Raw genomic sequence first — 24552 nt, 5'->3', positions numbered from 1 at the left:
TCATACGCGACCGTGGCGGCACGCGACCTCAACGCGACGACCGCGTCCAACGACAGCCGTCGGCACAGTCGCCGGGTGTCGGTTCGACATGGACGGTGGCGGCATCCCCCGCCTCGCGCACGACCACCCACTGATCCAGCAGGCGATCGCAGCGGGCGCCGCCATTGCCCGGCAATGGCGCGTACCACGCACCGGCGGGGGTGGCGCCTTCGTAGCGCAGGCTGAGCCGGCAACTGTCCGGGCTGCCGAACACCAGGCGGCTGCGGGTGTCGCCGGGATCGTGGTCGGCCAGTTGCAGCGACGCCAGCGATGCGTCCGGATCGGCAGGATTGGACAGGCCGGTCCACGTACCGCGCGGCGGCGGCGCGCGCGTGGCATCGCCCACCGGCCACATCGCCACCTGCAGGGGCGCGCCCTGGGTTCGCACCTGCAGCGTCGCCTTCCGGCCGTCAACCCGCAGCACTACGCGTCCCGGCTGGAACCGGTCGCACCAGCCGCCGTTGCCGGCCGTCACGTCGTAGTGGAACTGGTTGCCATCGTGGGTGACGAAGCGTGCCTCGAGGCGGCACGCGCGCCCGGCACCGAACGCGATCAGTGCCGGCGCGGCGGCATCGGCCGCAGTGAAGCGCACCGACGACGGCCGCCCGTCCACCAGATCGGTGCCGACCCAGGTCAGTGGAGGGGGCGAGGATGATTGCGCCGTGACCAGCGCGGGGGCCAGCAGTGCCAGCAGGCCGCACACGCGTGAGGAAAGAACTGTGTTCATCAGGTGCTCCAGGGTGAAGGGACGGCGGCTCAGAAGCCGCGGGTCAGCAGTGCCACCGCCAGCGCGGTCAGCCACAAGGTGGCCAGCAGGCGCTGGCGGCGGCGCCGGGCGGCGGCACGGCGGCGCGCCAGCAGCGGGCCGAGCCACTGCTGCACCTGTTGGGTGTCGTCAGCGGAAAGCAGCAGGCGCACCCGGTCGCGGCGGGCCACGGTCAGGCCGCCCCGCCGGTATCCAGGGGCACGCTGAAGGTCCGCAGCGGTTGCCCGTCCAGCAGCAGTTGCCCATGCATCGGGTTGCCGCCCTGCAGACAGATGGTGAGGCGGTGGTCGGCCCGGTCGCTGCACGGGCACAGGGCAAGCCCGGGCGGCTGGCCGCGCGTGCCGCGCAGTTCTTCGATGCGGCAGTCGATCTGGACTTCCAGCGCCATCGCCATGATGCCGCGCGGTTTGACCAGGTCGGCCAGCGGCAGCGTGCGTTGCTCCCAGTGCCCATCGACGAGGGTCGCCACGTCCAGGCCGCGTGCGCCCCAGCGCTGCTGCAGGCGGTGCAGGTGCTCGCGCGCGCAGCGTCCGCGGGTGCGGGCCAGGGCGTGGGCCAGGGTCTCGATCAGATCATCCAGCCGGTGGTCGGCCATGCGCGTGCTCCAGGTAGGGTCAATCAACCATCCAGATCGGTTTGCGCGGGAAACCCACGTGGTAGGCCAGCCACTGCAGCACCACCTGGTGCTCGCCGATCTGCAGGATGGTGAAGCTGCGCTCGATGCCGAGGATGGCCCCCTTGGGCGTGTCGCTCAGGCAGCGGTTGAGCAGGTCCTGGGCACTGGCCAGGTCATCGTCGGTGAGCATCTGGGTGGGGTTGTTGCTGCCCACCACGATGCGTTTGACGAACTTGACGTCGTTGAGGTCGAACATGGAAGACTCCGCTGCGATGGAACAAACGGACCCGCCGCATCATCGCGACACGACGGGCCATGACGCTGCCATGCGGGGCGACGCCGGCCTCACACCGGAACCGGAGCGCCCACCTTGCGCGGTGCCGACGCGGTCTGCAGGATGTCCATCACCCGGGCCAGGCCTTCGGGCATGCCGCGATCCTCGGCCAGCACCGACACGGTGTACTTGGCCGAGTTGTCCGAGGCACGCGCGGTTTCCTTGTGCGCGGCCACCGAGCCCTGGATGTTCACCTTGGCCGAGAAGATGCCCCAGCCGACCTTCATCTCGGCCTGCATGCTGGCCGCGTAGTCGCTGGATTCCTTGGTCGAGAACGAGGACTTCACTTCCATCTCGAAGTTGATGTCCACTTTCTGGATGCTCAGGTTGGGCACCTTGACGATCGCCAGCAGCGGCACTTCCAGTTCCACTTCTTCCTCGGCGAACGGCTGGGCGGCTTTGGTGGCCGGGTCCAGGTTGTCGACCGGACGCTTGAAGCGGAACAGCGCGGTGCGGGTGGCCCCCACTGCGTTGGGATCGGTGTTGGCCGGGTCCGGCGGCAGGAAGCCGACGGAGCGGATGAAGCTGGCGGTGGCCTGGGCGAGCTTGATCTGCGAATCGCAGGCGGCGGTAAGCGGGCCGCCGATGAGATCGCCCATCGGCAGGCCCTTGAACTGACTGGAAATATTGACCAGGTCGCTCATTGCGGATTACTCCTGTTGGTTGGCGGTGTGGGTCAAGTGGCTTTGATGGTCTTGAACACCCCCTGGCACTGCGCCAGGTGGTTGATCAACCGCGCCGCGCCATCGGTCGGTTCGGTTCCTTCGACACGCAGCTGCACGTGTACGTTGCCCACGCCCTTGCCACGGCCGGTATCCAGTCCAACGTGTCGCGCCGCCGGCCGCGGCGACTCCCAGGCCTCCGTCGCGCCCGGCGCAGGCGCTTCAGGGTCCTCGTGGCCCAGGTCCGCGAGGTCCGCGTCGAAACTGATCTCCACTTCCCGGATGCGCAGGGTGTTGGTGGAGACCAGCGGCAACAGCGGTGCGCGGTACAGGTCTTCATCGCCTTCCTCGGCCTGCGGGTGCAGCGAGGGCAGGCGGATGGTGACGCTCCGGGGCCGGTTGTCTTCGTCGAAGTAATGGCGCAGATGGGAAATCTGATGCATCTCCACGCTGTCCTGGGCCTCGATGACGGCCCCGGCCAGCGCTTCGATCAATGTGTGGAACGACATGGTCCGGCTCATTTCGCCTCTGCTCCTGGTCGTGGCGCACTGCCCACCGCGGTGATGCGATGGCAGTGCGAAGCCACAGGGTTATTGATAGCGGGCAGGCCGCGCGCACGCGCGGCGCGGTGTTGCGGGGGTTCAACCGTCCGTTGCAACGGCGCGACGCGGTGCCGGTCGCGCGCAGCAGCCGCCGCGCATGCTGGAGGGCGGCTCACCGTAGTGATGGCGATAGGCGCGGCTGAAACCGGACAGGCTCACAAAGCCCACCGCGTAGGCCACCTCCGATACATTGCCCTCGCCATCGCGCAGCAGCCGGTGCGCCAGCTGCAGACGCACCAGCCGGATCAACTCTCCCGGCGGATGGCCGATGCTCGCCACCAGCTTGCGATGCAGGCTGGTGCGCGACATGTTCAGCGCGAAGGCAAGCCGGTCCACCGACAGGTCTTCATCATCGATGTGGCGTTCGATCCAGTCGCGGGCGCGCTCGACCAGGCGCGACGCCGCAGCGCCCTGCGGCCGGATCCGTGCACGCGCCAACACCTCTTCGCGACTGCCTCCCACGCCTTCGCCCAACGTGCCGTGGCAACTGCAGTGCCGCATGCGGGTCAGCAGCGCCAGGCTCCACGCCAGCAGATGACCATCCCCATCATCGGCCCCGTCCACGTACCCGGCACCGGGCGTCGCGCTGCTGTCGGGGAGATTCAATCCACGCTCGATCACGTCCATAGAATTGCCGCTTCCTTCTGCTGATAAGCCGGGCCGGTGTATCGACGGACCCCGCTCACGGGCGGCCGATGGCGCGTCCGGGCATGCGCGACTACGCGGGATCCCCACTGCGAGTGCGTCGAAAACGACATCGCAGTTCCTTGAGTACCGGTGTAACCGGAGCGGCGTTCGCAGATTTGGCGACGCGTTGCAGATACTTGTCAGATCGTTGCAGGCGCTTCTTTATCGGCAGATCCGCCGCGATACTGGATCGGCTTTGGGTATCTGCATCGCGAGGCCCTGACATCATTTGTGATGCAGAGCACCTGTGAAGTGCGCATTTCAGCACATTTGCTTCTGTGAAGAGGGGCGCGCCCCGCGTGATCGCAGGCGTTGTGAAGGCATCACTGCAGCGCACGATGGGCGCAGGCGCCGCCGTCAGCTAGGCTTGCGCGGCGGCGGACCAACGCCGCCGCATTCTCCGATGTGAAGGACGCCCCATGAGTTATGACGTGATGGTTTTTGATCCCGCAGCCGCCCCGCGCGAGGTGGCCGCCTTCATCGCCTGGTTCGAGCGCCAGGCCGAGTGGAATGAAGACCACGACTACGACGACGCGTCGGTCAGTGCGCCGGCGCTGCAGGCGTGGTACGCCGATATCACCACCGAGTATCCGCCGATGAACGGACCGCTCGCCGATGACGACGACGATCGGCCGCAGGTCACCGACTACAGCGTCGGCCGCCAGGTGATCTACGCCGCCTTCGCGCACTCGGTGGCCGAGCATGCGCACGGCCGGGTGCAGGAACTTGCCCACCAGCACGGCCTGGGCTTCTTCGACGTGAGTGGCGACGGTGCCATCGTGTATCCCGATGGCACCACCCTGATCCCGGCGTAAGCCGTCGGTCTAGAACAACGCGCCTTGTGACGGCGGCGGCTCGGCATGCTGTCCCGGTGGCACCGCCGCCGTATCGGTGTTCTCTCCCTGCAACCGCATTGCCAGCCCCGACAGGCGGCTGGCATGCCGCGCCAGTGCGGCCTCCATGACCTCCGCGCTGCCCAGCACGTGCAGGGCGTGGCGTGCGCGGGTCATGCCGGTGTAGATCAGCTCGCGCGAGAGCACGCGGTTGTCGCGGCGCGGCAGCTGCAGCCAGACCTCGTCGAACTCCGAGCCCTGCGCCTTGTGCACGGTCATCGCAAAAGCGCTCTCGTGCGCCGGCAGCGCACCGGGATGGAAGCCGCGTGGCTGGTCGGCGGTCTCGCCGGGGAACCAGGCCGTCACCGCGCCATGCCGGTCGCCCAGGCAGATGCCGATGTCGCCGTTGAACAGACGGTGGCGATAGCTGTTCTCGGTAATGAGCAGCAGGCGGCCGTGGAAGTAGCCGGGCGCCGCGCCCGGGCGCGGCACGCCGGCCAGCATCGCTTCGATGCGCGCGTTGAGCCCGCGTGCGCCCTGCGGCCCCTCACGCACCGCGGTCAACAGGCGGATGCGACCGGCATTGGCCAGCGCCTGGCCGGGGTCGGCCGCCTCACCCAGCCCGCGCCAATGCGCCAGCAGGTGCTCGCGGTGGTGCTGCAGGGGATCGCTCTGGTCGTCGTGGAAGTGCACGCCGGCCAGCGCGCGGCCGCGCAGCAGCGCCACGGCGGTGGCGCTGTCGCCCTCGCGCACGGCATGTGCCAGCGGTGCCAGGTCAAGCGCGTCGGTCTGACGGTAGCCGCGCTGCAGCTGCACGCGGCGGCCGGCAAACGGCGTGGCCGCCGCCAGCGGTTGCAGGGCGGCCGGTGCCAGCAGCGTGCGCAGGGCCTGCGCATCGTCGGCCTGGGTGCCCAGGCCATCGCCGCTGGCACGCAGGATCGCGCTGAGCACATCGCCGGCTTCCACCGAGGGCAGCTGGTCCGGATCGCCGAGCAGCACCAGCCGGGTGCCGGAGGCCACCGCGTCGACCAGCTTGGTCATCAAGGGCAGATCGATCATCGACGCTTCGTCGACCACCACCACGTCGAACGGCAGCGGATTGTCGCGGTGGTGGCGGAAGCGCGGCGAATCGGGGATCACGCCGAGCAGGCGATGCAGGGTGGTGCCGGTCGCGGGCATGGCGTCGCACAGGGCCGGTGCGATGCCGACCAGGCGCAGGCGCTGCACGGCCAGCCGCAGGCTCTCGGCCATGCGCTCGGCGGCGCGTCCGGTCGGTGCCGCCAGGGCCACGCGCGGCACCGGTCGATCGGCCTGCACGGCCTGTGCGGCAAGCAGCACCAGCAGCCGCGCGATGGTGGTGGTCTTGCCGGTACCGGGTCCACCGGTGACCAGTACCAGCGGGTGGCGCAGCGCGATGGCGGCGGCGCGCGCCTGGTGGTCGATGCCATCGTGCGCCTGCGGGAACAGCTGGGCAAACAGCGCCGCGAGCGCGGCCGGTTCGTCCGTGGCCAGCGTGTGCGAGGCGATGCGCTGCAGGCCGGTGGCCAGGCGGCGCTCGTACTCGCGGTAGCGGCGCAGGTAGAGCAACCCATTCTCCAGCACCAGCGGAACATCGCCCGCGTCGGCATCGGCCGTGTCGGGCACCTCCACCCAGGGCGAGGCGCGCAGCTGCGCAAGCCATGCCGCTGCGGGGGGCCAATCGGCGGGCGTGTCCACCAGCCGCTGCGGACAGCAAGGGTCGAAGCCGGCGTGGCCCTGCGACACCGCCAGCGAGGCCAGCGCGGCCGCCGCCAGGACGCTGTCCGGGGTGTCCGGACGCAGCCGGCGCAGGCTGTTCGCCAATGCATGGTCGAGGGTACGCAGCGCGTTGCTGCGGTAGAGCGCGGCGAGCAGACTCATGCCTCCCCCCGTGCGCGTGCAGCCATGCGTGCCTGGGCATGCTCGCCCCCGGCGAACAGGGCGTCCATCGCATCGACCAGCACCGGGTCGAATCGGTGCGCATACACCCCGGGGCTGTCGGCGCGGGTGGCATCCAGGCCACGGCAGAACAGGTAGCGGATGCCGCCCATGTCGCGCGCCAGGTCGTACTGCGCGCCCAGCCGGAAGCGCAGCCACCGGTGCAGCGCCACGGTGTAGATCAGCGCCTGCAGGTCGTACTCGCTGTGCTGCATGGCGATGGCCAGCCGTGCCGGGTCGTAGCCGGGCAGCCGGTTGGATTTGTAGTCGAGCACGTACCAGCGGCCATCGCGCACGTAGGTGAGATCGATCTTGCCGGTCATCAGGCCCTCCAGCCGGCGCCGCGTGCCGAAGCCCCGCCGCTCGCGCACCAGGCCGTGCGCGTGCAGCAGGTCGAGAAGTGCCGGCACGGCGGTGGGCTGCATGGCGAAGTGGAACTCGATTTCGGCGCGGCGCGCGTCGGCAGGCACGTCGTGCAGCGCGCCCCCCTCGGGCAGGGCCACGGTCAACGTCTGCCCCACCAGTGCGGTCAGCATGTCCACGCCATCGTCGAGGTCTTCGTCGGCATAGCCTTCCTGCGCCAGCGCATCGCGCAGTACCTGCGCCTGTTCTTCCGGCGCCGGTTGCCCGGGCTGCCAGCCCGCCCAGCGCGCGAAGTCGGTGTTCTCCAGCGCATCGTGCAGGACATTGCCGAAGCGGCTGCCCGTGAAGCGCGGGTCGACCGGGTCCGCGCCGGCGACGGTGTCCGGCCCGGCCTCCACCGCCGGGTCGATGCCGGCCGGTTCGTCTGCCGCAGGCGCCGGCGCTTCGGTCGCGGCGGCTTCGGTGTCGTGCCCGGCGTCGGCGTGCGCCAACTGGGTGAAGCTGTACACCCACCAATCGTGCGGCACGCGCCGGGTCAGCGCGCGCACCGGCGGCAGTTCGCCCTCGGCAAGGAACGCAAGCTGGGCCGGGCGCGGCTCGGCGGGTCCCTCGACCACAGCGATGTCCGGGTGCGAACGCAGCGCATCCAGGTCCGACAGCATCGGTGCCAGGCGGGTTCTGGCCAGGCCGGTGAGGTCGCCGGCGGCGATCCACAGCGCGTGTTCGGCCCGGGTCAGACCCACGTACAGCAGCCGCGCGTCTTCGGCGTTCTGCTCCAGCGCGGCGCGCTCGACGGCCGCGTTCCACGCCTCGTCGCGGTCCAGTTTCCAGTGCAGCTCGCGGCGGCCGTTGGCGTGCACGGTGCAGTTGGAATCGGCACGGTTGCCACCGCCGTCGATGCCCACGAACGGCAGGAACACCAGCGGATACTCCAGGCCCTTGCTCTTGTGCAGGGTAATGATCTGCACGCGGCGCGCATCCGATTCGAGCCGCAGCAGCTGCTGCTCGTCGTTCTGGTCGGCGTGCGCCATCTGGACCTGCAGCCAGTCCAGCAGGCCATGCATGCCCAGGGTGTGCCCGGCCGCCTGCTGCAGCAGTTCGCCCAGCTGCAGGTAATTGGTCAGGCGACGCTCGCCATCGAGCAGGCCGAGCAGACGCTCGGCGTGCTCGGCGCACAGATCGGCGATCACCGCGAACGGGCCGCCGCGCTGCCAGCGCTCGCGCCACAGCAGCAGGCGCAGCTGGAAGGTGCGCTGCGACTCACCCTCGCGTTCCATCGCGTCGATGGCCTGCGCGTCTTCGCCCAGCAGCACAGTGGACAGCGCCGCGCGCAGGCGCCCTTCATCGGCAGGTTGCAGCAGCGCGAGCAGCAGCAGGCGCAGTTCGTGGGCCTCGTCGGTGGCGTACAGGCTCTGCTTGCCGGCGGCCACGGCAGGAATACCAACCGCGCCCAGCGCCTGCTGGATGCGCGTGGCTTCCTTGTGCGAGCGCACCAGTACGGCGATGTCGCCGGGCTGTACCGGATGCCCACGCAGCAGCGCGCGGCCCTGCCGCGCCTGGACGAGAATGCGGTGGATCTCGGCCACGCAGGCATCGCTGGCCTGCTGGCGCGACGCATCGGCCTTGAGCGCGCCACCGTCGGGGTTGTGCAGCACGCGCACGGTCAGGCCCGGTGCGGGCGCGCCGTCACGCAGGAAGTCGTCGTCGCTGCGGGTGTTGCCCGGGTGCACCGGCTCGAAGGCGATGTCCTCTTCCAGGAACGCGCGCTCGCCGGCATGGGCGTACAGCGCTTCGATCGCATGCAGCACGGCCGGACGCGAGCGGAAGTTGCGGTCCAGCGCGGGGGCGGCGTCCGCCTGTCGCTTGGCCTTGAGGTAGGTGTGGATATCGCCGCCGCGGAACCCGTAGATGGCCTGCTTCGGATCGCCGATCAGGAACAGCGCCGGGGCCAGTCCGGCGTCCTCCGTCTCCTCGGAGCGGCCGAACACCCGCTGGAAGATGCCCCACTGGCGATCGTCGGTATCCTGGAATTCGTCCACCAGCGCGATCGCGTACTGCGCCCGCAGCTGCCGCACCAGCGTGGCGCGGTGCGGGCCGTCGAGCGCATCGGCCACGCCCTCGATCAGATCGTCGTAGGTCTGCACGCGGCCGATCCGCTTGAGCTCGGCCAGGCGCGCGCGCGCCTCGGCGCGCAACGCGTGCAGGAACACGATGGCCGCCTGCCGCAGCCACTGTTCACGGGCATCGGCGGCATGCCACCAGCGCTGCAGCGCGTCGAACAGGGGCGAGCTCGGGCACTGCCCCTGCTCGGCGTCCCGGCAGAACGCCAGCAGGTTCACCGGCAGCAGCTTGCCCAGGTGGGTCTTGTCGCCGCGGGCCCAGTGCTGCGTGGCCACGCCGGCGAACAGCTCGCCGAAGGCCTTGTCGAAGCTCGGCCGTTTCGCGCGGCGGCCATCAAACACCTTGCGGTCGAAGGCGCTCGCGATCTGCGCCTGCGCGTCGTCTGCATGCGCCGGGATCGCCTCGGCCAGCGCGGCGGCCGCGGCGTCCAGCTGCGGCGCGGGATCGGGGCAGGTCTGGGTCGGTGCCGCCGGCAGCAGCGGCAACGGTTTGATCAGGGTCGCCAGATCGCCGGCCAGCGCATCGGGCGTGGACCACAGCCAGGTCAGCGCCTCGACGGTGGCCGGGTCGTTGGCATGGACGCGCCACAGGTCGGCCGCCAGTTCGTCGTGCAGCTCGCGTTCGCTCGGCAGCAGCGTCGGTGGGTCGAAGGTGTGCCCGCTCTCCAGGGCGTGCTCGCGCAGCACACGGGTGCAGAAGCCGTGGATGGTGAAGATCGCGGCGAGGTCGATTTCGTCGGCCGCGGTCTGCAGCCGCCGCGCGAGTGCGGCCGGGGTTTCCTCGCCGCGCGCCAGCTGGCGCTGCAGGAGGGCGCGGGTCAGCACCACGTCGGGGCCGTCGTCGGGGGATGGCGCGCGCTCGACCAGTTGGGCCGCCAGGGCCAGCCGCTCGCGGATGCGCTTGCGCAGTTCCTGGGTGGCCGCATCGGTGAAGGTCACCGCCAGGATCTGGCCGATGCGCCAGCCCTTCTCCACCACCAGGCGGGTGAACAGCGTGGCCAGGGTAAAGGTCTTGCCGGTGCCGGCACTGGCCTCGATCAGGCGCACGCCGTCCAGCGGCAGCGCCAGGTAGGGATCATCGAGCAGGGTGTGGTCGGTCATTGCGCGGCTCCTTCCTCATCGAAGCCCGGGAAGACCCGGCCTTCGCGCACCGCGGTGAACACCACGAAGCTGGTGTGCAGCAGTTGGCGGTAACTGTCGGCGGTGGCGAACGGATCGCGACCGCGCAGGGCCAGCTGGTAGCTGGCGCCGCTGGATTCGGCCCAACTGCGCTCGCTGCCATGCCACTTGGCATAGCCCTCGGTGGCACGCTTGGCCTCCGCGGCGGTGTACAGCGCCCAGCCGGTGGACGGGCCGTACAGCAACGGCGCACGCAGGCCCTCACTGCGCAGCTGCAGCAGGCGGCGCAGGGCGGCGCGTGCCTGGTCGGCAGGCAGCGGCGCCAGCACGTGCGGGCCCAGCCCCTCGTCGCCGGCATCGTGGAACTGGACCAGCGGCAACGCATCGCCCGCCGCGTTGGCAAGCAGCCAGTCCAGTCCCTGGCGGATGGCCGCGCGACCGTTCAGGCGATCCGCGCGCAGGCGCGCCAGCCCATGCGGGTACACGTCATCCACGCGCCCGTGCAGGCGCACGCCATCAATGTCCACCTCGTAGCGGCGGCTGTCGGCCACGCTGCCGGCCTGCCAGGCCGCCAACGCATCTGCATAGGGTTCGGTCTGCGCCTGCAGCGCCGCGAACTGGCGCTCGCCCAGCGCGCCGGACGGCACCAGAGCGCGGGCGCGCAGGCGGGGATACAACGGCGCTTCGTCCCCGGCCAGCGTGGCGGCGATCACCGCGTGCTGCAGGTGGACCTTGTCGTGGCCACGCGACGCCATCACCAGCGGCTCGACGTCGTCGGCACTGCCCACCTCGTCGGGCAGGCGCAGGCCAAGGCGCTGGGACAGGAACTGGCTGGCCGGATCGGTGAGGAAGCGGCGCAGCGCGTCCAGGCCCAGGTCGGCTTCCAGGCCTGCGGTCTCCGACGGCGGCAGCGCCTGGGCGAACCACGGCGCCAGCGCGCGGCGGGTACCGCCCAGCGACCCGGCCGCGGGGTGCCACTGCTGGCGGTAGCTGAAGCGCCGGGGCTCATCGCCGCCGCCGAAGGCAGCCGGGGCGAAGGGCTGCAGCGAATGCCGCACGGTCATCTGCCGGGCCACCGTCGCCGGCGCCTGGTGGTACTCGGCCGCCGCGTCGATCAGTTCGCTGACCAGCACCGACGGTTCGCGCACGCTGCCATCGCGCGGGTCGGCGCCAAGGTAGCTCAGGTAGAACACGTCCTGCGCCGAGGCGAACAGCTGCAGGAACAGGAAACGGTCATCCTCGCGCAGCGATCGGTCGCCATGCCGGCGCTTGTCCGTGCCCAGTTCGGCGGTGAGCTGGTTGAGGCCGGCGGCCGGATCGCGCCGCGGGAAGTCGCCGTCGTTCAATCCCAGCACGCAGATCACCCGGAACGGCAGCAGACGCATCGGCACCATGCGGCCGAAGCTGACGCCGCCGGTCAGCAGCGGTGCGCGGGTATCGGCCTGGGCCAGCGCGCCGGCGAAGTGCGCGCGCACCACCTCCGGCGGCACCTCGCCCTGATAGCCGGCGGTGGCCGCGTCACGGGCGAAGTCGTTGATCAGCTTGCGCAGGCGCTCCAGCGCGCGCTGGCTGTTGGCCGCCTGCGGCGGGTCGGGCAGCAGCGCATCCAGCATGGCCAGCAACCGCTGGCGCCACTGCGCCGGCGACAGCGCCTGGCCCAGCGCCTTCTGATAGCGCTCCAGCACGCGCAGCAGGCCAAGCAGCCGGTCCAGCGCGTCCAGCGCACTGCCTTCCAGCTCCGGCCACGGCGCCACGCCGGCGATGTCGTCGTCGCTGCCGCTGGCATGGCCGAGCAGCAGCCGGTCGAGCGCGAACTGCCAGGTGAAGGCGTCATCGTCCGGTGCCTGGTGCTCGCGGCGGTGCGCGGCATCCAGCCCCCAGCGCGCGCCCGCCGCGTCCAGCCAGTCGTGCAGGCGGTCGAACGCCGCTGCGTCCAGACCGGCGGCGTCGGCCAGCGGCGCGCTGGCGAGCAGGTCGAGCACTTCGTTCACCCCGAAGCGCGACACCGGCAGGCCGAGCAGGTGCACGAACACATCGGCCAGCGGCTCACCGGCCAGCGGGCTGGTATCGGCCAGCGCATAGGGAATGTGCTCTTCGCCACCGCTGCGCCCGCCGAACACCGCTTCCAGGTACGGCACATAGGGGTCGATGTCCGGGGCCAGCACCGCGATGTCGCGGGCCTGCAGCGGTGGATCGAACCGGTTGTCCTGCAGCAGGCCGCGCAGCTGGTCATGCAGCACCTGCAGTTCACGCAGGCGCGTATGGCAGGCATGCACCTGCAGGCTGGGATCGTCATGGCGCAGCGCCTGGCGACGCGGGCCGGCCGGTTCGCCGCGGCGGTGGAACAGGTCGCGCTGCAGGCGATGCAGCAGGCTGTCCGACAGCCCGCCCTGGTCCAGCGTGGGGCCGGTATCTTCCTCGGGATCGTCGTAGGCGGCGATCTCACCGGCCGGGTGCACCACCTCGTAGCTGCCCAGCACGGCCATGAAGTCGCGGCCTGCCGCACCCCACGCCTGCAGCAGGCGGTTCTCGCCGGCGCTGCCGCCGAACGGATCGGCCGCGCCGCTGCGCAGCTTCTCGCCCAGGGTCTGAAGGTCGCCCCAGTACGCCTGGGTCGGCGTGGGCAGGTAGAAATGCATCGTGCCGACCCGCGCCTGGGTCGCCATCACCCGCAGCACGTCCGGCGAGATGTTGAGCGTGGCGAAGGCGAACACGCGCGCGGGCAGGCCCTGCGGCACCGGCTTGCCTGCGCCCTCGAACCGCTCCAGGTAGGCGTGGATGCGGCGCGCGCGGTACTGCTCGCCACTGGCGATGTGCCGCCACAGGATGGCCTGCGGATCGTTCGGTTCGGCACCGGCTTCCCAGCGCAGCAGCCAATCGCGACGCCAGGCCTGGTACTTCTCGAACACCGCCGCCAGCTCGCCGGCCAGCGCCCACGGCTTGAGCGGATCGGCCGCCGACAGGTACGCCTGCAGCGCGCGCATCGGCGGGCGCGCCATCAGCGTGGCGTCCTGCAGCGCCGCGTACAGCCGCCAGCGCAGCCCTTCGGCGTTGAGATCGTCGTGTTCGCCCGGCACGTTGGCGTTGAGCGCGCGCGCCACGAACTCACCCGGGGTGAGGAAGGTCAGGTTGGCGGCGATGCCATACTCGGCCGCCAGCGTGGACTGCAGCCAGCGGCGCATGGCCACCTGCGGGATCAGCACCACCTCCGGTTCGAGCACGGATTGGCCCGGTACCGGCGTGCGCACTTCGGCAGCCAGCAGGGCGGCCAGCACATCGAGCGCGTTGGAGTGGTACAGGCGGAAATCGGAAACAGCGTGGGTCATCGCAGGAGTGTGCCGCAGCGGGCGCACCGACGCAGCGCGGCGGCACGCACGGAGGAGGAATGGCGTGTCCCATCGCCGGCCGACACGGTGTGTTGCAGCGCCCGTCAGGGCCACGGCCGTTGTTCCGGCATGGGGGCGTGCGACAATACTGCACGGTCCAGTTCGGTTATGTTCAGCCGTTCACCACGATCTTACAACGTTGGAAATTTGTTAATGGTGCCCATGACGGCTTCCGAAGATGATCTGGTGCAGTTGTCCAACGTGCGGATCGACCGCGGCGGGCGCACGATCCTGCGCGACGTCTCGATGTCCGTACCCCGTGGCAGCATCACCGCCGTGCTTGGCCCGTCCGGCAGCGGCAAGTCCACCCTGCTGGCCGCGCTGACCGGTGAGCTGCGTCCGGTGGCCGGCAGCGTCACGCTGTTCGGCAAGCCGATCCCCACCGGCAGCAGCGCGCTGCGCGAGATGCGCCGCAGCGTCGGCGTGCTGCTGCAGGGTAATGGCCTGCTCACCGACCTGACCGTGGCCGAAAACGTCGCGCTGCCGCTGCGCACCCATACCCGCCTGCCGACGCCGGTGCTGCGCCGCCTGGTGCAGATGAAGCTGCACGCGGTGGGCCTGCTGGCCGCCGCCGATGCCTGGCCGCGCGAGCTGTCCGGCGGCATGGCGCGCCGCGTCGCGCTGGCCCGCGCGCTGGCTCTGGATCCGCCGCTGATGATCTACGACGAGCCGCTGACCGGGCTGGACCCGATCGCCAGCGGGGTGATCATGAGCCTGATCCAGCGCCTCAACCACAGCCTGGGGCTGACCAGCATCATTGTCAGCCACCATGTGCACGAGACCCTGCCGATCTGCGATCAGGTGATCGCGATCGCCAACGGTGGGATCGTGTTCCAGGGCAGCCCGGCCGATCTGGAATCCAGCCAGGACCCGCTGCTGCGCCAGTTCCTGCACGGCGAACCGGATGGCCCGATTCCATTCGATGCCGCACCGCGCGCGAGGGTTGCCTGATGCCGTTCGTTGAAGCCACCCGTTCGCTCGGCCGCGCCGGCCTGTTCTCCCTGACGGTACTGCGCGGCTCGGTGCCGACCGCCGATTTCCTCGCCGAACTGACCCGCGAGATCTACAAGATCGGTGCGCGTTCGCTGCCGATCATCGCCGTGGGCGGCGCCTTCGTCGGGCTGGTGCTGACCCTGCAGGGCTATCGCACACTGACCACCTTCGGTGCCGCCGATGCGCTGTCCACGCTGCTCGGCCTGTCGCTGTACCGCGAGCTGGCCCCGGTGCTGACCGCGCTGCTGTTCATCGGCCGCGCGGGCAGTTCCATCGCCGCCGAGCTGGGCCTGATGCGTGCCACCGACCAGATCAAGGCGCTGGAGCTGATGGCCATCGACCCGATTGCCAAGGCGGTGGCGCCGCGCTTCTGGGCCGCGGTGCTGACCGTGCCGCTGCTGACCGGCATTTTCTGTTCGCTGGCGATCAGCGCCAGCTACTTCGAGGCCGTGCACGTGCTCGGGCTGGACAACGGCGTGTTCTGGTCGGCGCTGAGCAACAGCGTGGATTTCTGGGACGACTTCGGCGTGGCGATGCTCAAGTCGGCGATCTTCGGCGGCACGGCGGCGCTGGTGGCCTCGTACGTGGGGTTCAACGCCGAGCCCACCATCGAAGGTACTTCGGTGGCCACCACGCGTGCGGTGGTCAACGCCTCGCTGCTGGTGCTGATGTTCAACTTCGTGCTGTCGGCAATGATGTTCCAGTAGATACCCACCGGCCGTTGAACCGGCCGGTACTGCTTCACGCATGCAGATCCTCCCGCCCGGCGAGCTGTCCGGGCACCTGACAAAGAACAGTGAGACACGACATGGCCATCCGCGGTCCCAGACTCGAATTTTCCGTCGGCGCGTTCCTGCTGCTGGCGCTGGCCTCGCTGCTGGTGCTGGCCGTGGCGTCCACCAACCAGCGGTGGGGGCTGGGCAGCAGCGGCTACGAACTGAAGGCGCGCTTCACCCAGATCGGCCAGCTGCGCAAACAGGCGCCGGTCAAGATCGGCGGCGTCACCGTCGGCCAGGTCGCGCAGATCGAGCTGGATCCGACCAAGTTCGATTCGATCGTCACCCTGACGCTGGACGGCAAGTTCAAGGACCTGCCGGCCGACACCTCCGCCGGCATATTCACCAGCGGTTTGCTGGGCGAGAGCTATATCGGTCTGCAGCCGGGCGGCGATCCGGACGTGCTCAAGTCCGGCGATGAGATCGTCTTCACCCAGCCGGCGGTAGACCTGCTGCAACTGGTCGGCAAATACATGTTCAGTGGCCCGGGCAACGCCGGCGGCGCTGATTCCCACGAGGGCAATGGCGCACAGGCGCCTGCAAAGGAACCGCAACCATGAAAACCAGACTGATCCCCGCCCTGCTCGCCACGGCCCTGCTCGCCTCGCTGCCGTCGCTGTCGATGGCCCAGGCCGCCCCGGCCGCCGCCGGCGCCCAGCAGGGCCAGGCCGGCAGCGCCGTACTCGACGCCAGCACCCGCATCCTGACCACGCTGCAGGCGCGCCGCACCGAGTTCCGCGGCAATCCGACCGCGCTGCGCGGTTTCATCAACAGCGAGCTGAACAAGACCTTCGACCGCGACTATGCCGCGCGCCTGGTCCTCGGCGTGCACGGCCGCGGCGCGTCCGATGCCGATGTGAAGCTGTTTGCCGACGCGATGGCCGACAACCTGATGCAGCGCTACGGCTCGGCCCTGCTGGAAATCCAGGGCAAGCCGACGTTCCGCCTGAAGTCCGAGTCCCCGTTGCCCGGCAACCGGGGCGTGCGCGTGTCCACCGAGCTGATCCGCGCCGGCAGCGAGCCGACCCCGGTCGACTACCTGATGCGCAACGTGAGCGGCCAGTGGAAGATCTTCGACGTGATGATCGAGGGCATCTCCTACGTGCAGACGTTCAAGACCCAGTTCGACGCCCCGCTGCGCCAGAAGACCATCCAGCAGGTGGCTGCCGAACTGCGCAACGGCACCATGCAGGCCGGACAGGCGCCCCGTGGCAAGTAATGCGGCCAGCGCCCGTCGCGACGGCACCGCACTGGTGTTCAGCGGGGTGCTCGACCGCGCGGCGGCAACGGCCCTGTGGCCGTCGCTGACCTCGCTCGACGGCGTGCTGCAGCTGGATCTGACCGCGGTGACGCGGGTCGACAGCGCCGGTGTGGCGCTGCTGGCCGAACTGGCCGCGCGTCTGCGCGACCGCGGCGGTGCGCCGACCATCGTCGGTTCGCCGGCCGGCTTCAACGAACTGTGTGCCGCCTACCGGCTGGCGCCCACCCTGGATTTCAATGCCCCTTCTGCGGCGAGCTGACATGAACGTCCTACGCACCCTTCCCCTCCTTGTGCTCGCCACGGCGCTGACCGCGTGTGCCGGCAAGCCCGCGCGCGACAGTGCGCCGACCAGCGTGCCGGTGACACCGACCGCCGCCGATGCAGCGCTCGACGCACCCGCCGACGCCCTGCCGCAATCCGAAGTGCCGGCGCCGGTGCCGGCCGATGCCGTCGGGGATCCGGCGCAGTCCGGAGCCGACGGCACGTCGCCGGCCAGCGCGGGCGGCACGGCCCCGACCGATGCCGAAGACGACTTCGCCGCGCTGTACGGCGGCCCGGCGCCGAGCGCCGATGGCACCTTGGCGGCCAGCGCGCCGTACGATCCGTGGGAACCGTTCAACCGCCGCGTGCACAGCTTCAACAACGTGGTCGACCGCGCGGTCGCCCGGCCGCTGGCCACGGCCTACACCAAGGTGGTGCCGCGCTTCGCCCGTACCGGCGTGACCAACTTCTTCAGCAACCTGCGTGCACCGGTCACCATGACCAACCAGCTGCTGCAGGGGCGCGCGGACGATGCGTGGGACACCCTGGGCCGCTTCCTGATGAACACCACGCTGGGTCTCGGTGGCCTGTTCGATCCGGCCAGCAAAGCGCTGGTGCCACGTCGCAGCGAAGACTTCGGCCAGACCCTGGGTGCCTGGGGCTGGCGCCGGTCGCGCTACGTGGAGCTGCCCTTCTTCGGGCCGCGTACCGTGCGCGATGTGTTCGGCCTGGCCGGCGACATCCCGCTCTCGCCGATCCGTACGATCGAAGAGGACAAGGTCCGCATCGGCCTGCAGGGTCTGCAGCTGGTGGACATGCGCTCGCAGCTGATGGCGCTGGACGACATCCGCGACAACGCGGTGGACGAGTACGCCCTGACCCGGGATGCCTGGCTGCAGCGCCGCAACTACCAGATCGAGAACGACCTGCGCGGCAAGCACGCGCGCGGCAAGGATGCCGACGACACCGCCCCGATCCCGGTCGATGCGATGCCGATGCCGGACTGGAGCAACTGAAGAAAGTAAAAAACCCCGCCTTGGCGGGGTTTTTTTTTGTACTCCTTACAGCTCCTTGTCCAGGCTGATCTGCACGCCGTGGTCGCGGTCGTTGCCACTGCCCACCAACCCGCGGTAGTCCACGCGCAGACCCCAGGTGCGGCCGACGTCGAACATCACCCCGGCACCCAGCATCCAGCGGCTGCGGTCGAACCCGTCCAGCGGGGTGCGGTAGAACGGCACGTCGACCAGATCGGCGTACTGCAGGGTGGCCAGGCCACTGCCGCTGAAGTCGTGCTGGTATTCCACGCGCAGCTGCGGTGTCCATGCACCCCATGTGGCGGTCTGGCGCATTTCCACGCGCAGGCCGGCATTGCCGGTGGTGGCGTCCACGTCCTGGTCGCCGTAGCGCAGCGCGAACAGGTCGTTGCCCTGCTCCACGTAGCGGTCCAGCGAGCCCTGCGATGCATCCAGGCGGGCGTACGGGGTGAACTGCCAGTTGCCACGGGCCAGATCGGCACCGAAGGCGAGCGAACCGAACCACTGGCTGCCGTTGCGACGTGCATGCACGAAGCCGCCGTCGCCGGTCACGTAGCGGCGCAGGCTGTAGTCCAGCAGCTGGTGGCCCAGCAGGGCGTCCACGAACAGGCTGCGGCCCGGGCTGTAGCTGGCGTACACCGCCATGCTGTAGGCCTGGCCATCGCTGCGGCTGCCGCTTTCGCCGACGTCGCTGCGATCGCGGCCGTAGCCGAGCCCGGCGCCGACGGCGAAGGCTTCGCTGATCCGCAGGTCGCTACCGACGGTGACGCCATCGGTCTCGAAGTCGGTACCGGCACGCTGGCCGCCCTCGCTGCGGCCGGAGCGCAGGGTGCCGCCCACCCACAGCCCCAGCGGAGCCTGCGAGCCGGTGTCGACGCGGGATGCCGGCTGCTCCAGCCCGGTCTCGCGGTCGAACGGCTGGCGGCGCTGCGCGTCGCAGTCCGGCCCCGGCACGTTGCCCACCATCGGCTCGCAGCGGCGCGGTGCGTAGGACAGGCTCAGACTGTTGCTGAACCCGTTGCTGCCGCTGGCGCCGTGCAGGCGTTGCATGCGCTGCTGGAAGTTCTCGATCTGCGAGTGCGCGAACCGGCGTGCCGCATCGCGCTGGGCCGTCAGCAGACCCCGCACTTCCGGATCGCGGGTCGGATCGGGACGCTGGGCGATCTGCACAACGTAGTTCTGGCTGCCGGTGAAGCCCAGCGCATCGGTGGCGGTGACGGTGAACGCGAACGCGCCCGCTGCGGTCGGCGTGCCTGCCAGCAGTCCGGCAGCCTCCAGCGTCATCCCTTCCGGCAACGCACCGGCACTCACCGCATAGCGGTACGGTGCGGTACCCCCGGTGGCGGTCAGGCCCTGCTCGTAACGGTTGCCGAATAGCCCGGCCGGCAGCGAGGCCGGGGTGAGCACGAGCGCCGGTGCCGACACGCTCAGCGTGTAGGCCTGGGTGAGCGAGCCGGCACCGCCGGCGGTGGCGTCGGTGACGGTCACGCTGAAGGCGAAGCTGCCCGCCACGCTCGGTGTGCCGGCGACCCGGCCAGTGGCCGCGTCGAGCACCAGGCCCGTCGGCAGTGCACCGGTGGCGAGCGTGTAGCGGTACGGCGCGAGCCCGCCCTGGGTGGTGAAGGCCAGCGTGTAGCTGCTGCCGGCGGTGGACGCCGGCAGCGCGCCCGCAACCGGACTCAACGACAGGGCAGGCGCGGCCACGGTCAGCGTGTAGACCTGTACCAGGCTGGCCGGGGTGCCACCGGTGCTGTCGGTGACCGTGGCGGTCAGCGCGAAGCTGCCCGACTGGGTCGGTGTACCGGACAGCGTACCGGTACCGGCATCGAACGACAGGCCGGCCGGCAGGGCGCCGGACAGCACCACGCGGTACGGCGCGATGCCGCCCGTGGCAGAGAACACCTGCTGGTAGGGCGTGCCTGCCGTGGCAGCCGCCAGTGCCGCCGGCGTCGCCACCAGCACCGGGCTGGCCACCACCAGGCTGTAGGGCTGGGTGAGGCTGGCCGGGGTGCCGCCCGTGCTGTCGGTGATGGTGACCGTCAGCGCGAACGTCCCCGACTGGGTCGGCGTGCCGGACAGCGTGCCGGTGCCGGCATCAAACGACAGGCCGGCCGGCAGCGCACCGGAGAGCGCCACGTGGTACGGCGCGATGCCGCCGGTGGCAGTGAATGCCTGCTGGTAGACGCTGCCGGCGGTGCCGCCCGGCAGGGCCGTCAGCGGGGTCGCCAGCACCGGGCTGGCCACGACCAGGCTGTAGGGCTGGGTGACGCTGGCCGGGGTGCCGCCGGTACTGTCGGTGATCGTGACCGTCAGGGCGAAGGTGCCCGACTGCAGCGGCGTGCCCGACACCATGCCGGTAGCGGCATCGAAGCTGACGCCGGTCGGCAGCGTGCCGCTCAATGCCACCTGGTAGGGCGCGATGCCACCGGTCGCGGTGATCGCCTGCTGGTATGGGGTTCCCGCGGTGCCACCGGCGAGCGCCGACGGCGTGGCCACCAGCACCGGGCTGGCTACCACCAGACTGTAGGCCTGGGTGGTGCTGGCCGGGGTGCCGCCGGTGCTGTCGGTGATCGTCGCCGTCAGGGCAAAGGTGCCCGACTGCAGCGGCGTGCCCGACAGCGTGCCGGTGGCCGCATCGAAGGTGACGCCGGTCGGCAGCATGCCGCTCAGCGTGACCTGGTACGGCGCGATGCCGCCGGTGGCCGTGATCGCCTGCTGGTAGGCACTGCCGGCGGTACCGGTCGGCAACGCGGCCGGGGTGGCCGACAACGTCGGACTGGCCACCACCAGGGTGTAGCCCTGGGCAACACTGGCTGGCGTACCGCTGGTGCTGTCGGTGACGGTCGCGGTGAGCGCGAAGCTGCCCGACTGGGTCGGCGTGCCGGACAACGTGCCGGTGGCGGCGTTGAAGCTGAGGCCGGCCGGCAATGTGCCGCTCAGCGCCACCTGGTACGGCGCGATGCCGCCGGTGGCCGTGATCGTCTGCTGGTAGGCGCTGCCGGCGGTGCCGGCGGGGAGCGCGACGGGCGTGGCCGACAGGGTCGGGCTGGCCACCACCAGGGTATAGCTCTGCACCAGGCTGGCCGGGGTGCCGGCCGTGCTGTCGGTGAGGGTGGCCGTGAGCGCGAAGCTGCCCGACTGGGTCGGCGTGCCGGACAGGGTGCCGGTGGCGGCGTTGAAGCTGAGGCCGGCCGGCAGCGTGCCGCTCAGCGCCACCTGGTACGGCGCGATGCCGCCGGTGGCCGCGATCGTCTGCTGGTAGGCGCTGCCGGCGGTGCCGGCAGGCAGGACGGCCGGCGTGGCCGACAGCACCGGGCTGCCCACCACCAGGGTGAAGGTGCCGTCCACGGTGAACGGGCCCGCGCCGGTGCTGCTGTCCGTGGCGCTGGGCACCAGGGAGAAGCTGCCCGAGCGGGTCGGTGTGCCGCTGACGGTCACGCTGTTGGCGCTGGTGGCGGTGATCGACAGGCCATCCGGCAGGTTGGCCACCTGGTGGCTGCCATACGGCAACGCGCCACCGCTCCAGGTGAACGTCTGGCTGTACGGCGTGCCGGCCTCGGCAGCCAGACTGCCGCTGGCAGTGACGGAGATGACGGGGTTGCCCACCGTGATGTCGACGGTACCCGGCGTGGAGGTGCCGCCCGGGCCGGTGGCCGTGTAGGTGAAGCTGTCCGGGCCGGCGTAACCGGTCGTCGGCTGGTAGGAGATCACGCCGGCATTGATGATCACCGCCGTGCCGTGCAACGGGGCCGTGGCCACCGTCACCGTGGTGGCCGCACCACCGGACAGCGCCAGGTTCACCGGGATGGCCGGGGCGTTGTAGCTGGTCAGCAGCGTGACGTTGCCCGCAAGCGGCACCGGTTCTGCCACGGTCAGCGTGAGGGTCTCGCTGACGCGGTACGGTGCACCAAGCCCGAGCGTGCTGTCCTGCGCGCTGACGGTGAAGGTATGGCTGCCCGCCAGGGTCGGCGTGCCGCTGAGCACACCGGTCGGGCTCAGGCTCAGTCCCGGCGGCAGCACGCCGATGGCGCTGAAGGTGTACGGCCCGTTGCCGCCATCGACGGGGCCGCGGTCGCTGGTGAACGACTGGCCTCGGATCGCCTGCGGCAGGGCGGCGCCCGGCAGCGTCAACGTGGGCGCGGCGACGAGCAGCGTGTAGGGCTGCATGCTGGAATTCGGTACCGCGCTGTTGTCGGTGGCACGTACCTGGAATGCGTAGCTGCCCACGGTGGTGGGCGTGCCGCTGAGGGCCCCCGAAGCGGTGTTGAGATTGATGCCGGGCGGCAGGCTGCCGGCGATGATGGCGTAGGAGTACGGCGCGGTACCCCCGCTGGCCGAGACCGCCTGCGCGTAGGGAACGCCCGCCGTCGGCATCGGCAGGCTGCCGGGCGAGAGCACCACCGGCTGGTCGTCGTTGAGGATGGTCACCACGGCCGACGCGTCGCCAAGGACGGCGTTGACCGGATTGCTCAGGTTCACCTGGAAGGTCTCATCCAGCTCCACGGTGGTATCGCCGTGGATCTGGACACTGATCGACATCGTGGTGGTCCCGGCCGGGAAGACCAGGATGCCGCTCACGGCCGTGTAGTCGCTGGACGCCGTGGCGGTTCCATCGGCGGAGGCGTACTGGACCGCGACCGGCCGCGAGCTGGGAGCCGACAACGTAACGGTCAGCAGTGCGGGGGTGGAGCCGCTGTTGCCTTCGTTGAGGGCGAGATCGGCGATGGACACCGTCGGCAGCGGATCGTCGTTGACGATCGTGCCCACGCCCTGCGCATCGGCGACGGTCGCGCCCACGACGTTGCTCACATTCACCGTGAAGCTCTCGTTGAGCTCATAGAGCGTGTCGCCGTTGACCTGCACGGCGAAGGTGTAGCTCTGGGCGCCGGCCGGAATGGTCTGGCCGACCAGGCTGCGCGCCACGTAGTCCGAGCCGGCCGTGGCGGTGCCATCGGCGGTGGCGATGTCGAACGTCACCCCGCCCGGGCCTGCGGGTACGTCCAGCGACACAGTGAAGATGAAGGCGCTGGCCCCGCTGTCTCCTTCCGTCGCGGTGACGTCGTTGACGCGCAGCACCGGCAGGTCGTCATCGCGGATGGTGCCGGTGGCGCTGCCCGGCGTGCCGATCGTGTAACCGGCGCTCGGCAGCAGAGTGACCACGACGGTCTTGTTGGATTCCGCCACGCTGTCGGCGATGGGGAACAACGTGAGCGTGCCGGTGGTGCTGCCGGCGGCGATCGCCACCGCTGCCACGACACCGGTGTAGTCCACGCCGAACGTACCCGTGCCGCCCACCGAAATCGGCACCGTGAGGGGAACCGGATTGGGGCGGTCCAGGGTGACGGTGTAGACCAGCGGCGTGCCGCTGTCTTCATCCACCGAGGCGGGCGAGACGGCGATGCTCGCAACGGGCAGGTCGTCGTTGAGGATGGTCCCGGTCGCGGACGCCGGCGCGCCCACGGTGTAGCCGGCACCGGCCGCCACGGTCACGATCACCGTTTCATTGGCCTCCACTGCGGTATCGGCCACCGGAGTGATGCTGACCGTGGCACTGGTGGCGTTGGCCGGAATGACCACGCTCGGTACCGCACCGGTGTAGTCACCGCTGGTCGCCGTGCCGGAGGTGGCCAGAGTCACCGTGGTCGGCGTGGGCAGGCTGGCGCTGCGCGTGACGGTGTAGACAAGCGGCAGGCCGCTGTCCTCGAGCACGCTGGACGGTGCCACGGCGATGCTGACCGACGGCGCCGAACTGACCGTCAAGGTGAAGCTCTCCAGTTCGTAGTAAGGCGCGGCACCGGCACTGCTGTCGGTGACCCGGAAGGTCACGGGGTATCCCTGTACGGCACCGGTCGGCGTGCCGGACAGCACGCCGCCGGCCAGCGAAATGCCGGTGGGCAGGGAACCGCTTTCCAGCGCGATGATGTACGGCGCCACGCCGCCCTGGCCGCCCAGCGTCAGCGAGAACGGGACGTTCTGCACGGCGGTGGCCGAGCTCGGGCTGAGCGACAGGCTGGGGTTCTGCACCGTCAACGCGTACGCCTTGTCGACCACGGCGCCCGTATTGTCGGTGGCACGCACGGTGAAACTGAAGGCACCGCGTGCGGACGGGGTACCCGACAGCAGCCCGGCGCTGGAGAGGGTGATCCCCGGCGGGAGCTGCGCGGTGTTGGTGGTGTAGGTGTATGGCGACGTACCGCCGGTGGCGCTGAGGGTCTGCGCAAACGCCGTACCGGCGGTCATCGTGTCGAGGGTGGCCGGGCTGACCACGATCGACGAGGCCGGCGGGTCGACGATCATCGTCACCCGCACCGTGCGGTTGGCCGTGTCGGAGAACTCGAAGACATCGCCGGTGGTGTTGACGCCGTTGTGGCTGTAGTCCACATACCAGTTGGGATCATCGACGCGCAGGATGGCGCTGCCGCGCTGTGGCAGGAGCGGCCCGTCCACGACGCCGTCGCCGGCCAGGAAGATGTTGCCGCCTGCACACGCGGTGACGTTGATTGCCACGCTGCCGCCGCTGGGCACATGGACCGTCTGCGGTCCGCACAGCAGCGAGGTATGGGCCGCGCGCGCCGCGCCGGGCCAGAACAGCGCCAGACAGGACAGCAACGAGACGAAGGCGAGCAGACGCGCGGAACGCGCGGTACCGGAAAGGAACGACATGACTCTTCCCCCTTAGAAGAATCCCACCTGGATGCGGAACAACATCGAGGTGCGCGTCCCAACTGGCGTGCTTCCGGAGAA

The 24552-nt window shown here is 70.3% G+C and carries 18 protein-coding genes; 7 read left to right on the top strand and 11 right to left on the bottom strand.

Translation table 11 applies throughout. The features are described 5' to 3' along the window. Positions 1-28: 28 nt before the first annotated feature. From ACPEH8_RS12950 to ACPEH8_RS12920, 7 genes are all read right to left on the bottom strand, one after another. Positions 29-766, bottom strand: a complete 738-nt coding sequence (locus ACPEH8_RS12950; RefSeq protein WP_423666994.1) for a hypothetical protein — start codon at positions 764-766, stop codon at positions 29-31. A 29-nt stretch (positions 767-795) separates the two neighbouring features. After that, a complete protein-coding gene (locus ACPEH8_RS12945; protein WP_136006864.1) occupies positions 796-975 on the bottom strand; it encodes a hypothetical protein in 180 nt (59 codons plus the stop codon). A 2-nt stretch (positions 976-977) separates the two neighbouring features. Further along, complete coding sequence (locus ACPEH8_RS12940; RefSeq protein ID WP_037591072.1) at positions 978-1400, bottom strand: hypothetical protein; 423 nt, start codon at positions 1398-1400, stop codon at positions 978-980. 19 nt (positions 1401-1419) lie between these two features. Next, complete coding sequence (locus tag ACPEH8_RS12935) at positions 1420-1677, bottom strand: hypothetical protein (RefSeq protein ID WP_017355689.1); 258 nt, start codon at positions 1675-1677, stop codon at positions 1420-1422. An 89-nt stretch (positions 1678-1766) separates the two neighbouring features. Beyond that, the gene (locus ACPEH8_RS12930; protein ID WP_017355688.1) at positions 1767-2399 is read right to left on the bottom strand and encodes a DUF2589 domain-containing protein; all 633 of its coding nucleotides are present in this window, start codon (positions 2397-2399) and stop codon (positions 1767-1769) included. 32 nt (positions 2400-2431) lie between these two features. Continuing rightward, complete coding sequence (locus ACPEH8_RS12925) at positions 2432-2938, bottom strand: DUF2589 domain-containing protein (protein ID WP_026070722.1); 507 nt, start codon at positions 2936-2938, stop codon at positions 2432-2434. 120 nt (positions 2939-3058) lie between these two features. Then, positions 3059-3646 carry a helix-turn-helix transcriptional regulator gene (locus ACPEH8_RS12920; protein ID WP_017355686.1) on the bottom strand — a complete coding sequence of 196 codons (588 nt, stop codon included), beginning with the start codon at positions 3644-3646 and terminating at the stop codon, positions 3059-3061. A gap of 479 nt (positions 3647-4125) precedes the next feature. On the opposite strand from ACPEH8_RS12920, the gene ACPEH8_RS12915 reads away from it, so the two are divergent. Next, positions 4126-4521 carry a hypothetical protein gene (locus tag ACPEH8_RS12915; RefSeq protein WP_017355685.1) on the top strand — a complete coding sequence of 132 codons (396 nt, stop codon included), beginning with the start codon at positions 4126-4128 and terminating at the stop codon, positions 4519-4521. Positions 4522-4530: 9 nt separating this feature from the next. On the opposite strand, the gene recD is transcribed toward ACPEH8_RS12915, so the two are convergent. The 3 genes from recD to recC are packed head-to-tail and all read right to left on the bottom strand — an operon-like array spanning position 4531 to position 13423. Further along, a complete protein-coding gene (gene recD, locus ACPEH8_RS12910) occupies positions 4531-6438 on the bottom strand; it encodes an exodeoxyribonuclease V subunit alpha (protein ID WP_136006862.1) in 1908 nt (635 codons plus the stop codon). Further along, positions 6435-10079 carry an exodeoxyribonuclease V subunit beta gene (recB, locus tag ACPEH8_RS12905; RefSeq protein ID WP_423666991.1) on the bottom strand — a complete coding sequence of 1215 codons (3645 nt, stop codon included), beginning with the start codon at positions 10077-10079 and terminating at the stop codon, positions 6435-6437. Before recB ends, recD begins: the two co-directional genes overlap by 4 nt. Then, complete coding sequence (gene recC / locus ACPEH8_RS12900; protein ID WP_313161020.1) at positions 10076-13423, bottom strand: exodeoxyribonuclease V subunit gamma; 3348 nt, start codon at positions 13421-13423, stop codon at positions 10076-10078. Before recC ends, recB begins: the two co-directional genes overlap by 4 nt. Positions 13424-13645: 222 nt before the next feature. Here recC and ACPEH8_RS12895 point away from each other — a divergent pair, with 222 nt between their 5' ends. From ACPEH8_RS12895 to ACPEH8_RS12870, 6 genes are all read left to right on the top strand, one after another. Further along, complete coding sequence (locus ACPEH8_RS12895; RefSeq protein WP_136006856.1) at positions 13646-14434, top strand: ABC transporter ATP-binding protein; 789 nt, start codon at positions 13646-13648, stop codon at positions 14432-14434. Beyond that, on the top strand, positions 14434-15183 hold the full coding sequence (locus tag ACPEH8_RS12890; RefSeq protein WP_136006855.1) for an MlaE family lipid ABC transporter permease subunit: 750 nt from the start codon (positions 14434-14436) through the stop codon (positions 15181-15183). The genes ACPEH8_RS12895 and ACPEH8_RS12890 overlap by 1 nt, the downstream gene beginning before the upstream one ends. 101 nt (positions 15184-15284) lie before the next feature. Further along, positions 15285-15812, top strand: coding sequence for an outer membrane lipid asymmetry maintenance protein MlaD (gene mlaD / locus ACPEH8_RS12885; protein ID WP_136006853.1), 528 nt, complete (start codon positions 15285-15287; stop codon positions 15810-15812). After that, positions 15809-16471 (top strand): MlaC/ttg2D family ABC transporter substrate-binding protein, encoded by a 663-nt coding sequence (locus tag ACPEH8_RS12880; RefSeq protein ID WP_136006851.1) that lies wholly within the window; start codon positions 15809-15811, stop codon positions 16469-16471. The genes mlaD and ACPEH8_RS12880 overlap by 4 nt, the downstream gene beginning before the upstream one ends. Beyond that, entirely contained in the window at positions 16461-16772 is a 312-nt protein-coding gene (locus ACPEH8_RS12875) for an STAS domain-containing protein (RefSeq protein ID WP_136006848.1), read from the top strand. The genes ACPEH8_RS12880 and ACPEH8_RS12875 overlap by 11 nt, the downstream gene beginning before the upstream one ends. Before the next feature lies 1 nt (position 16773). Continuing rightward, on the top strand, positions 16774-17790 hold the full coding sequence (locus ACPEH8_RS12870) for an MlaA family lipoprotein (protein ID WP_423666989.1): 1017 nt from the start codon (positions 16774-16776) through the stop codon (positions 17788-17790). Between the two features lie 45 nt (positions 17791-17835). Here ACPEH8_RS12870 and ACPEH8_RS12865 read toward each other — a convergent pair whose 3' ends face one another. Continuing rightward, positions 17836-24471 (bottom strand): putative Ig domain-containing protein, encoded by a 6636-nt coding sequence (locus ACPEH8_RS12865; protein ID WP_423666986.1) that lies wholly within the window; start codon positions 24469-24471, stop codon positions 17836-17838. Positions 24472-24552: the final 81 nt, after the last annotated feature.

The organism is Stenotrophomonas sp. NPDC077461, assembly GCF_049545475.1.
Classification (GTDB): domain Bacteria; phylum Pseudomonadota; class Gammaproteobacteria; order Xanthomonadales; family Xanthomonadaceae; genus Stenotrophomonas; species Stenotrophomonas nematodicola.
The sequence above is the reverse complement of the archived record's forward strand: the minus strand, read 5'-3'. Positions and strand labels throughout refer to the sequence as shown.

Excerpts from the sequence above, each read along its gene's own strand:
- ACPEH8_RS12950 (WP_423666994.1), bottom strand. The coding sequence starts at position 766 with ATGAACACAGTTCTTTCCTCACGCGTGTGCGGCCTGCTGGCACTGCTG.
- ACPEH8_RS12940 (WP_037591072.1), bottom strand. The coding sequence starts at position 1,400 with ATGGCCGACCACCGGCTGGATGATCTGATCGAGACCCTGGCCCACGCC.
- ACPEH8_RS12935 (WP_017355689.1), bottom strand. The coding sequence starts at position 1,677 with ATGTTCGACCTCAACGACGTCAAGTTCGTCAAACGCATCGTGGTGGGC.
- ACPEH8_RS12930 (WP_017355688.1), bottom strand. The coding sequence starts at position 2,399 with ATGAGCGACCTGGTCAATATTTCCAGTCAGTTCAAGGGCCTGCCGATG.
- ACPEH8_RS12925 (WP_026070722.1), bottom strand. The coding sequence starts at position 2,938 with ATGAGCCGGACCATGTCGTTCCACACATTGATCGAAGCGCTGGCCGGG.
- ACPEH8_RS12920 (WP_017355686.1), bottom strand. The coding sequence starts at position 3,646 with ATGGACGTGATCGAGCGTGGATTGAATCTCCCCGACAGCAGCGCGACG.
- ACPEH8_RS12915 (WP_017355685.1), top strand. The coding sequence starts at position 4,126 with ATGAGTTATGACGTGATGGTTTTTGATCCCGCAGCCGCCCCGCGCGAG.
- recD (WP_136006862.1), bottom strand. The coding sequence starts at position 6,438 with ATGAGTCTGCTCGCCGCGCTCTACCGCAGCAACGCGCTGCGTACCCTC.
- recB (WP_423666991.1), bottom strand. The coding sequence starts at position 10,079 with ATGACCGACCACACCCTGCTCGATGATCCCTACCTGGCGCTGCCGCTG.
- recC (WP_313161020.1), bottom strand. The coding sequence starts at position 13,423 with ATGACCCACGCTGTTTCCGATTTCCGCCTGTACCACTCCAACGCGCTC.
- ACPEH8_RS12895 (WP_136006856.1), top strand. The coding sequence starts at position 13,646 with ATGACGGCTTCCGAAGATGATCTGGTGCAGTTGTCCAACGTGCGGATC.
- ACPEH8_RS12890 (WP_136006855.1), top strand. The coding sequence starts at position 14,434 with ATGCCGTTCGTTGAAGCCACCCGTTCGCTCGGCCGCGCCGGCCTGTTC.
- mlaD (WP_136006853.1), top strand. The coding sequence starts at position 15,285 with ATGGCCATCCGCGGTCCCAGACTCGAATTTTCCGTCGGCGCGTTCCTG.
- ACPEH8_RS12880 (WP_136006851.1), top strand. The coding sequence starts at position 15,809 with ATGAAAACCAGACTGATCCCCGCCCTGCTCGCCACGGCCCTGCTCGCC.
- ACPEH8_RS12870 (WP_423666989.1), top strand. The coding sequence starts at position 16,774 with ATGAACGTCCTACGCACCCTTCCCCTCCTTGTGCTCGCCACGGCGCTG.
- ACPEH8_RS12865 (WP_423666986.1), bottom strand. The coding sequence starts at position 24,471 with ATGTCGTTCCTTTCCGGTACCGCGCGTTCCGCGCGTCTGCTCGCCTTC.